This is a genomic window from Carboxylicivirga mesophila (assembly GCF_018271975.1).
Lineage (GTDB): Bacteria > Bacteroidota > Bacteroidia > Bacteroidales > Marinilabiliaceae > Carboxylicivirga > Carboxylicivirga mesophila.
This window is the reverse complement of the sequence record NZ_JAGUCN010000046.1, coordinates 1-9,076: the sequence shown is the minus strand read 5'-3', so window position 1 is coordinate 9,076 and position 9,076 is coordinate 1. Positions and strand designations below refer to the sequence as shown.

General features: G+C 32.9%; 10 protein-coding genes. All 10 read right to left on the bottom strand.

The features are described from left to right. Positions 1 to 178: 178 nt before the first annotated feature. The 10 genes from KEM09_RS21540 to KEM09_RS21495 all read right to left on the bottom strand — a co-directional run bounded on the left by KEM09_RS21540 (position 179) and on the right by KEM09_RS21495 (position 8,939). Positions 179 to 655: a hypothetical protein gene (locus KEM09_RS21540; protein ID WP_212231962.1), complete on the bottom strand. Its 477-nt coding sequence runs from the start codon at positions 653 to 655 to the stop codon at positions 179 to 181. 198 nt (positions 656 to 853) lie between these two features. Beyond that, positions 854 to 1,657, bottom strand: a complete 804-nt coding sequence (locus tag KEM09_RS21535; RefSeq protein WP_212231960.1) for an MBL fold metallo-hydrolase — start codon at positions 1,655 to 1,657, stop codon at positions 854 to 856. 102 nt (positions 1,658 to 1,759) lie between these two features. Then, the gene (locus KEM09_RS21530; RefSeq protein ID WP_212231958.1) at positions 1,760 to 2,890 is read right to left on the bottom strand and encodes a HEPN domain-containing protein; all 1,131 of its coding nucleotides are present in this window, start codon (positions 2,888 to 2,890) and stop codon (positions 1,760 to 1,762) included. A gap of 224 nt (positions 2,891 to 3,114) precedes the next feature. Further along, complete coding sequence (locus KEM09_RS21525; RefSeq protein WP_212231956.1) at positions 3,115 to 3,657, bottom strand: hypothetical protein; 543 nt, start codon at positions 3,655 to 3,657, stop codon at positions 3,115 to 3,117. 220 nt (positions 3,658 to 3,877) lie between these two features. Then, entirely contained in the window at positions 3,878 to 4,930 is a 1,053-nt protein-coding gene (locus KEM09_RS21520) for a hypothetical protein (RefSeq protein WP_212231955.1), read from the bottom strand. A 248-nt stretch (positions 4,931 to 5,178) separates the two neighbouring features. Then, a complete protein-coding gene (locus tag KEM09_RS21515) occupies positions 5,179 to 5,406 on the bottom strand; it encodes a hypothetical protein (RefSeq protein WP_212231953.1) in 228 nt (75 codons plus the stop codon). Positions 5,407 to 5,433: 27 nt separating this feature from the next. Then, the gene (locus KEM09_RS21510) at positions 5,434 to 5,688 is read right to left on the bottom strand and encodes a hypothetical protein (RefSeq protein ID WP_212231951.1); all 255 of its coding nucleotides are present in this window, start codon (positions 5,686 to 5,688) and stop codon (positions 5,434 to 5,436) included. A gap of 101 nt (positions 5,689 to 5,789) precedes the next feature. Continuing rightward, positions 5,790 to 7,235 carry a TlpA family protein disulfide reductase gene (locus KEM09_RS21505; RefSeq protein ID WP_212231949.1) on the bottom strand — a complete coding sequence of 482 codons (1,446 nt, stop codon included), beginning with the start codon at positions 7,233 to 7,235 and terminating at the stop codon, positions 5,790 to 5,792. A 185-nt stretch (positions 7,236 to 7,420) separates the two neighbouring features. Continuing rightward, the gene (locus KEM09_RS21500; protein ID WP_212231947.1) at positions 7,421 to 7,861 is read right to left on the bottom strand and encodes a hypothetical protein; all 441 of its coding nucleotides are present in this window, start codon (positions 7,859 to 7,861) and stop codon (positions 7,421 to 7,423) included. Between the two features lie 304 nt (positions 7,862 to 8,165). Next, positions 8,166 to 8,939: a hypothetical protein gene (locus KEM09_RS21495; protein WP_212231945.1), complete on the bottom strand. Its 774-nt coding sequence runs from the start codon at positions 8,937 to 8,939 to the stop codon at positions 8,166 to 8,168. Between the last annotated feature and the right edge of the window lie 137 nt (positions 8,940 to 9,076).

Below are 9,076 nucleotides of genomic sequence, written 5' to 3'. Positions count from 1 at the left end.
GTCGTCATGTCGTTCCATATTACGCTCTAACGGTTGGCCGCATGGCGCTGTAGCAGATTTGCGTTGAGATTGTCCGTCCGAGAGGACGAGACTATTGAGGCGAGAATCTGCCCGCCCAAAGAGAGCCGGACTGCTATGCGCTATGGCGGCGTGTTGTACACTGTTTTTTATATTTCGATTACCACCATTCATTTTCATCTATTTGGTAATTAAATTCTATTCTTGATTTTCTTTTGGAGTTAAATTCTTGTTCATAACGAGTCGCGAGATTTATTACACAAATGTTCGAAGTGTCTTTGGGCCTATCGTATGCAACGGTTTCCCCAAGAGAGAAAACTGTAGTATCAAGATTTGCTGATTGAAAATATCCATCTCCCGCTAATAATTCAACTTTTCCATTTTCTTTAAAAACTAAATATCCAGAAAAACCATCATTGATGCCTGAGTAATTAACCCATATTATACCAGCTTTGTCATTTAGTTTATTCTGATAATGAAAAGTTGTCTTACCACAAACATCTACTCTTTTTATAATAACATCTTCGTATTTATAGTCTACTTCGGTATGAAGTCCACAACAGGATGACAATACAAAAATGATTAAGAATAAAAAAAACTTATTTATCAAGTTTAATTTTGTTAGTCTTGGTGGCATTTATTGGACATTTAGATTAATAATAGAATGATGAATATGATACAGAAACCATAAATAGTGTACAACGGTAAATTGTATGAGTAGTGGCAGATTGTATGGTAGTTTCCTGTCAAACCGCTACGCAGTTTGAGCGGGCTACAAACCTTGATATTTAGCACTTTCCCTGCCATTACTTATACAAAATGTTGGCAACAGTAATTATTCATATTTTCTCTCTCCAAAATTTAGATATTCGGCTTTATACTTATTACCCACAAAGTTTAATCTTACTTCAAAATCATTCACCCCTTCTTGCCAACTTCTGTGTATTTTAAGTCTAATTCCGTTTCCGTCCGCAATAATTGATTTAATCTTGTCATAACATCCATCATCACTTCTGATTTCAAAAAATGGATACTCATTATCCCAACTCGCTTGTTTTGAATATTCATTTTGAATCAGGTCTACAAGTCCAAAATAATTGTTTTTCGTGTCTTTAATCAGAATTGGTTGGTCAACTGGACAACCCATAAGGTCACCTTCATAATCAACGCCCATTCCTAAGAAGTCTGTTGTTAAAATTTCAATATGATTATTGTCAATTGTAAAACTTGTGTCTTGATTTGAATTTTGAATTTCAAAAACTTGTCTGCCGTTAACAATCCCTTTAATATTTTCCGTTTCAATTTTTACATACCAAAAAGCTTTACAAATGTCTTCGGAATTATTGAATAAACTATCAGAGACTCCCTTGATATTAACAATCTTTCCTGTGAGACTTGAAATGTCTTCATGAGTCTTTAAATTTTCATCAAGTAGTTCAATTTTTTCTCCAATCAATACCGCTTGTCCAGCAACTTCTTTAAAAGTTAATTCATTAGTTTTTTTGTCAACAATCTCGGTATTTGTCAAAGAGTCAATTGTAGTCTTTTCTTGAACACTCAATTCTTTGTTTTCCTTTTTCTGAGAATTTGAACAAGCATAAAAGCTAATAATCATTATTGGTATTAAAAATCTTTTCATTGTTACTCGTTTGTTACGGTCTCTGTTTTTATTGTTGCCAACGATTTGGCTATGCGCAGTATCCCGAAGGGTATTGCGTATAGGTTTTGTTGGCACCAGTTTTTATTTTTCAAAGGTCATATTAACAAAGTCGTCCGAATTGAACCTTAGATTTTTCATGTTTTTGTCATTTAATAATTTCGAAATAGCCTTAATAATCATAACTGCTACGATTGGCTTAACTTTCCAGTAAATCATTTGCGCTAATGTTTCTTTACCTTCTAGCTTTACTTTGTCATAAGGGTCATATGATTGACCGCCATGAGCAATTTCATTTCTTATAGAATAAGCAACGTCAAGAAGGTTTTTCATTTTCCTTGCTTCTTTTCTAGTTCTGCATAGAGACACTAAACACATTGATTTAACAAAATCTGAAGACGTACTTTTTTCGAAAAGCCCTTCAAGTGCAAATAACAAGTCAAGAAGATTATCCATTGACAGCTGGTCAGATTCAACAGCATTAAGATATCTTTTCAATGACCAAAGATTGTAATGCCATACTGATGCTAGTCCATCTAGGTTTGGCAAGACATTACTTGATAACTTGCTGGTTTCGATAAGAACCTCATGCATAAAGGAATTTGAACTTACCTTACATGCATAAGTTGACCGTCCAGACTTGATTTGAAAAATTCCGTCATTTATCGGATTATCGGTTCTCATCATGATTGATTCTGTCGGAAAACTCAAATGCAATCCTGCGAGAAGAAATGAAGCAAGCTCTTTCAGAACGGCAAGTTTTTGATGATATTTTTCGATGAAATCGCTATCGTAATGTGGAATAATATCTTCGGTCAAGTCCTTCTTTGATGGGATATTGTTTGTTTTTACTCTATACTCAATTTCAAAAATGACAAACCCAAGTTGATGCGACCAATCTTTGTATTCCTTTAATTTTAGATGAGCGGGAAATTTACCGCATTCTTTTTCAATTAAATCAGGAATTCTTTTTTCATTAACATATCCTGAAATGAATCTTGGGTAAATCTTGGCTTTTGCCTTATTTATATCGTTTGGGTTAGTGTTTTGAAGTCCAGTACTAAACCCAAAATCGAATTTACGATTCCATACTTCATTTTTGAGCATTAGCTTTAAATGACTGGAAAGGTCAATCTCAATCGGTTCTGTTTTATGCTTTTCTTCAGTGAAATAGCAAGGAACAACCCATCTTGTTATGGTAGAACTCTTAGTCATTTTTCAATTGGTGCCAACGGCCTGCCGCATGGCGTCGTAAGGCGATTTTAACCTTACATACTCTCCAAGTTGAGCAAAGCCAAAGCGGTGTTTTTGTTTTTAACTTTTCATTTCAAAAGCCAAATCAGTGATTTGGCGGTGATTGCCGAAGCTGCGAACCTTCCGAACTGCATCGAACGCCTTATGCGCTATAGCGGTTTGTTGGCAATTGTTTTTTTCTATTTTCAATGCAGGTGGAAGTTGTCCCATAAACTATGTCCATGTGATTGTCCAAAAAAGTCACCATGCCAGTTATATATTGGTAATTCCAGCACAAGCATTAAAATTATATAACCGATTACTATTTTATAGCTTCTATCTTTTATAATGTCTTTGTATTTAGTGTTACGTCTGATTGTTTTCACAATAAACGCTGTAGTCCATATTACACCAAACAACCAAATGGTCAGTCCGATTAAATATATTGTGCTGCGCGGATGAAACATGAAATCTAGATATTCCTTTAAATCTAGAATCAAATAAAAGTCCATGTAATGCCGTAAAACATTGATATGTTGAAATATAATCAAGTACGCAATAAGGACATTTATATTTTTAGAATACTTTATGTGTGTCCTTGCAGGAAGAACAAATAAGCAAATTAAACCTAGTGATAATGTCAACATTCCAAAGTTGTCAAGCAACCAATTTTGCTTAAACATTAATGCAAATCCAGAAGCAATGAGTACAATACTTATAAATATTTGAATCAATATTCTCTTAATCATTCTACGTTATGCTTAAATAATTGCCAACGGTGGCTAGATGAAGCGTATGGCAATTTAACGAACCATACTTTCCAAAACTCCACTGAGCCAAATCTTTTATTTGATTTATTTTTTCATTTCTAAAGCCAAATCAAAGATTTGGCGGTGTTCGATTAGCGAACTGCACTCCCCAAAAGATACGAACGCCATATGCTTTATACTAGCGTGTTAGCAGCCGTAATTAATATTTATATTTTGACACACTATATTTCTTTTTGTTTTCGTACCCAATTATTTGGTTGATTCTTCCATTAGAATCATAATGGTAATCTTTTTGCTCTTCCGCAACAGAATCATACCCATAACCAAATCCATCATATCCTGTTTCTATAATGCGTTCTTTTTTAATTATTTTACCATTTAGGTCATAGCTTTCTGTACGATAAGAAAGAGTATCTCCTGTTAGGTTCATTACAATTATATCTTTCTTTCTTTTAGTTGGATTATAAATCTCTTTTTCTATTCCAGTCTGCTTTTTGTTAAGAAAACACTCGATAAGCACTAAATTTGCATTATAAGTATATTGCTTTGTCCTGATATCGCCTGAAAGAACCTTAATTGAGTCATTTAATTCTAGTGTATTTGGCTTAAAGGCACTTAACTTAATTGAATTTGGGTGCTTAATATCTGTCCAGTGTTTGCTTTTTATACTACCATTGTCATTATAATCGATTTCCAATACCATATCTAACCTAGGCGGTTCGTTCATGATAGAAGTGGATATACTATACACTTTAGGATTATTTCTAGAATCGTATTCAATTTCAATTTCACTTTCAAAGACACCATCTTGTTCCCAATTTACTCCTTCAGGGTCAATTAGTAAATATTTTGATTTATACGCTTGATATAAAGAATCTGCTTTCCTCTCAGTTTCTTGATTCTCACCTTTTGATAGTATTTTGAAATATCGATTCCACATTTCGTCTTGAAGACTGTCGTTATATGAGCTGGTATATTTATGCTTGATTATTTTAGTTAATTGTCCCTTTTCGTACTCAAACATTGTCCTTGTCGGCATTGGGTAATTGTAACCTTGAAATGTATAAATATGGTTACCGGTATCGTCATATATATACTTCTCTACTAAATTGGTATCGCCTTGATGACAATAGTGTTGATATAAAAAAGCCTCCTTAACATTTCTACCAAAGTTCAAAGTGTCGACTCTAGGATATTCCTGTGATAATATATTCAACGGAACTAATAATAATATGAATAGTACGTTTTTCATTTTTTATGGCTGCTAACGGTCCCGCTGCATGGCGTCGTGAGGGATATTATCCTTACAAACTTTCCAAATTGAGCTGAGCCAAAGCGTTGTATTTGTTTTACATTATCATTTTAAAGCCAAATCAGCCTTTGGCGCTGGTTACCGAAGCTACGGACTTTCCAAAATGCTCGAATCCCGAAATGCGCTATGTGCAGCGTGTTAGGGCTAGTTTTTATTTTTCATTAGTTCTTGGCAATATTTATTCTTAGTTATCTTTTGTCAGTCAAATAGGTAGCGCCTGCTATAACGAATGTAAACACAAAAGCTCTTCCAATATAAATATGAACGTTTGAAAACACATCAGATATTGTAACTAATTCAGGTGCTCGTCCTGCTAGTCTTGATTGAGCATTTCCAAACACCAAATCAATTATAATCAAGGTAATCAATAGAATAAACCATATTGTTAGATGTTTTTTAAACTGTGGGAAATTCATATTTATAAAATTTACAAAACCTTAGCGTTAGTAAAGGTTATCGCATATAGTGTTTATAACAGCAAGAATTATAAATAAGAATAAAACCACAGCAATAATTTTGACATTTCTAGGCATTGATTTATAGAAGTCTATAATTGCTTTCAAAATAATAAGTTCTCCGATTGTACGAAAAGGGTAGTTAGATTCCTTAAAATACTCATTGGCTTTCTTTTCACCAACAAGAGCTTTAAGCCTTTCATATTCTTCTTGAATAAGTTTTTCTCTTTTCTCCTTACTCATTGATTAGTCTTGCGTTATCAAATTAGCCCTAACGGTAGTTGCATGAAGCGTTGCCATCCCGTAGGGTGGCTATGATTTATGCATATTGTTGTGTTGAGTTTTTATATTTCTGCCAATTCCTGTAATTCAACCTTTAATGCACTGCTGTATGGATGTTTTGCATTATAATCAATGATTTTTCCATTTTTATCAATGATTATATAACGTGGCACACCATGAAAATTAAATTTCTCAGATAACATGGCACTTTGGTCTTGTGTCAATAAATAATTCTTTCCTTTCAACTCATATTCATTTACTATTTCTTGCCAATTTTCTTTTGTTGAATTAACACACAAATAGATGAATTCAATTTTATTTCTGTCCAATTCTTTGTATAATTTGTTAGAGGTTGGAAAAGCACTGAGACAGCCACCACACCAAGTTCCCCAAACATCAATGTAGAGTACTTTTCCATGATTCTCGTTTCGTATTTTCTGAAAAATTTCACCAATAAAATCAGTGTTGCTCAATTCCTCCAAGTTATCGACCAAGGCAATTTTATTTTTTTTATTATCAAGTCTTTTAAGAATGAAATTTTGACATGTTATATCATGTACATAAGTTGTAAATGTATTAAAAATAGAATCAACAATTAGGTAATCCTTTTCAACATACATGTTGCAGAATCTTGTAATAGAAAGGTTTTTGACGATTGGGATAGATATGTTTTTATCAATAAATTCAAATGAAGATTTTAGTCCATCATAAGTTTGTTCACGATAATTTGTAGCCATTTCTTTAAATCCATCGACTTGGCTTAATTTATATCCCAAATAATATTTATTAATAAAATCTTCATAATATTGAGAACATTGTAATTCAAATTCTCCAGTTAGAAGATAGTCATTTTCAAAGTCATAATAATCAGGCGTCAAATTTTCTTTATGATGATTACCGTATTCAATAAGGTCTTCTGCTAACCTATATTTTACATAATTTCTCATCCACTCGATTGCATTTTCTTGAGGTTGAGTAATTTTAATAATGGAATCAATTTTTGTTTCCATCAGTTCAAAAAAATCATAAGCAAATACTTTGAATTCACTTGGAGATAAGTCTCTTTTCTTTATAAAAAATTCATTTGTTTCAAGTTGTTCTAGAAATTCTTCAAAAAATAGTTTTAAGCTCTTATTAAAAATCGCATTACTTCCTGAAAATGAAATCGTTTTTTTAAAATTTCTGCCATCTGCTGAAATGATAATTGTATCATTTGGTTCAGTAAATATTGTTAACATTTGTCCGTTATGAATTAAGAAATTATCGTGAGGACTTAAAATGTTTATACTAATTTCAAAATTGCCCAAGCTATCTAGTTTTACAACATTTTTAACTCGACCTGTCAATTCTAAATTTTCCAACTGAACAGTTTTACTTTCCGCATTTAGAATTTGTCCTCTTACAACAACTGGACCTTCACTAAAAATGTGGTTATCTTGAGTTTGGTTTTCTTTCGAACAGCTAACAAGAAATACTAATCCGAGAAAAAATAGGTTAAATGGTTTCATGTTTTATTTATCTTGATTTTGCGTTTTTTAAATTCAACACAACGGTTGGCCGCATGGCGCTGTAGCAGATTAGCGTTGAGATTGTCCGTCCGAGAGGACGAGACTATCGAGGCGGGAATCTGCCCACCCAAAGTGAGCCAGACTGCTATGCGCTATAGCGGCGTGTTGGGGGCAGTGATTTATTCTTAATTATTATATTTTACAAATTGTCGATAAAATACAAATACAACTATCCAAATTATTGGAAATCCTATAATACTATATACATGGTCCTTATATAGTACCCCTTTTTTTATAGCATATTTATTCTCTATAATTACATTCGCTATTAAACTTCGTTGTATATAAATTATTTCAGCTTCATTGTTTTCTCTAATCAAGGTTGTATCACAAATGTCCAGAATTTCATAATTATTTGGCGAAGCATAATATTCTAATTTGTCATTGAATAATTTTATTTTGATTTCATTATCAGTTATGTCAACATTTTCAATTATTCCTTTCTTCACCTTTTCTTCAGCAAACAAGTTTATAGAACCTAGAATAGAGAAAAGTCCTGCACCAATCAAAATCATTATTAATGTGAACTTTAATTGTTTTTTAAATGCTGAGAATAAAATATTCATAATTTTCTAAAGTCTTATATTGCCTTCAAATATTCCTAAGTACCGATTGCTTCTGAATAACTTCTTAAATAATTATAGCTAGATACTTATTCTGACATCACTTTTTTCTCAAAGTTGGTACTTGAAAAGCAATTTCTATAAGTCACGACATTGCCCCCAACGGTTGGCCGCATGGCGCTGTAGCAGATTTGCGTTGAGATTGTCCGTCCGGAAGGACGAGACCATCGTGGCGGGAAACTGCCCACCCAAAGTGAGCCGAACCCTGCTATGCGCTATAGCGGCGTGTTGGGTTTCGTTTTTTATTTTATTCTATTCTATTCATTCCGATACTGATTGCTTTTTGTTCAAATATCTTTTTAATCTCATATTCATGTTTGTTCCCACGAGATGAATGGTTGTCAAAATAAAATCTATTAGCAGTAAAAAGACTATCAATGTTCATGTTGGAAATACTGTCAGTTCCGAATAATAATGTTTCTCCCTCTAAGTAATCTTTGTAGCCACCAGAAACATAGTTTTCTATGTAATAATCGTATTGTAATAACCATTCCTTTAATTCAGGGTCGTAGTCTTCAGGAATCTTAGTTAGATATTTATTTGCTGAATCAGTTTGACTTAAGAAAGTATAGCATAAAGCTATTTGGCGTCCAATTTCATTTGCAAAGTGAACATCTTTTTTAATTTTCTTTTGTTGGTTTTTAAGCATGGGAATTGCTTTTTCATAGCAAATTGCAGCTGAATCACTTCTGTCTAAATGTTCATACAAAAGTCCTTTGTAAATAAGTAAGTTTTTTTCTTCAATTGCTTCCAACACTTTTCTATATTCTTTTTTTCGATACAAAAGCTGAACTTTTATGTTGACAAGATTTTTGTCAAATATGGCGAAAGGTTCAGCTTCTTCAATTTTATTTAATGCAAATTCGATGTCTTCATCTTTATCTGAAATTGAAGCTACTTCCCATGCTTTATAAGCTTTGTCAAGTAATGAAGCCGAATAAATATAATAACCTGCCGGAATTGAGATAATTATAAATGCCCACAATACAATTCTCAATTTCTTTATTACTGACTTTTCCATTCTTTATATTCTAACATTTATGCGTCATGCTTTAAAATGAAACCCAACGTACAAGTGCATGATGCTGTGGCCATCTTTATTTTTTTGCGGTCATCCCCATCGATGGCCATGCATTATGCATGTTGTTAGGCGTAGTG

Excerpts from the sequence above, each read along its gene's own strand:
- KEM09_RS21540 (WP_212231962.1), bottom strand. The coding sequence starts at position 655 with ATGCCACCAAGACTAACAAAATTAAACTTGATAAATAAGTTTTTTTTA.
- KEM09_RS21535 (WP_212231960.1), bottom strand. The coding sequence starts at position 1,657 with ATGAAAAGATTTTTAATACCAATAATGATTATTAGCTTTTATGCTTGT.
- KEM09_RS21530 (WP_212231958.1), bottom strand. The coding sequence starts at position 2,890 with ATGACTAAGAGTTCTACCATAACAAGATGGGTTGTTCCTTGCTATTTC.
- KEM09_RS21525 (WP_212231956.1), bottom strand. The coding sequence starts at position 3,657 with ATGATTAAGAGAATATTGATTCAAATATTTATAAGTATTGTACTCATT.
- KEM09_RS21520 (WP_212231955.1), bottom strand. The coding sequence starts at position 4,930 with ATGAAAAACGTACTATTCATATTATTATTAGTTCCGTTGAATATATTA.
- KEM09_RS21515 (WP_212231953.1), bottom strand. The coding sequence starts at position 5,406 with ATGAATTTCCCACAGTTTAAAAAACATCTAACAATATGGTTTATTCTA.
- KEM09_RS21510 (WP_212231951.1), bottom strand. The coding sequence starts at position 5,688 with ATGAGTAAGGAGAAAAGAGAAAAACTTATTCAAGAAGAATATGAAAGG.
- KEM09_RS21505 (WP_212231949.1), bottom strand. The coding sequence starts at position 7,235 with ATGAAACCATTTAACCTATTTTTTCTCGGATTAGTATTTCTTGTTAGC.
- KEM09_RS21500 (WP_212231947.1), bottom strand. The coding sequence starts at position 7,861 with ATGAATATTTTATTCTCAGCATTTAAAAAACAATTAAAGTTCACATTA.
- KEM09_RS21495 (WP_212231945.1), bottom strand. The coding sequence starts at position 8,939 with ATGGAAAAGTCAGTAATAAAGAAATTGAGAATTGTATTGTGGGCATTT.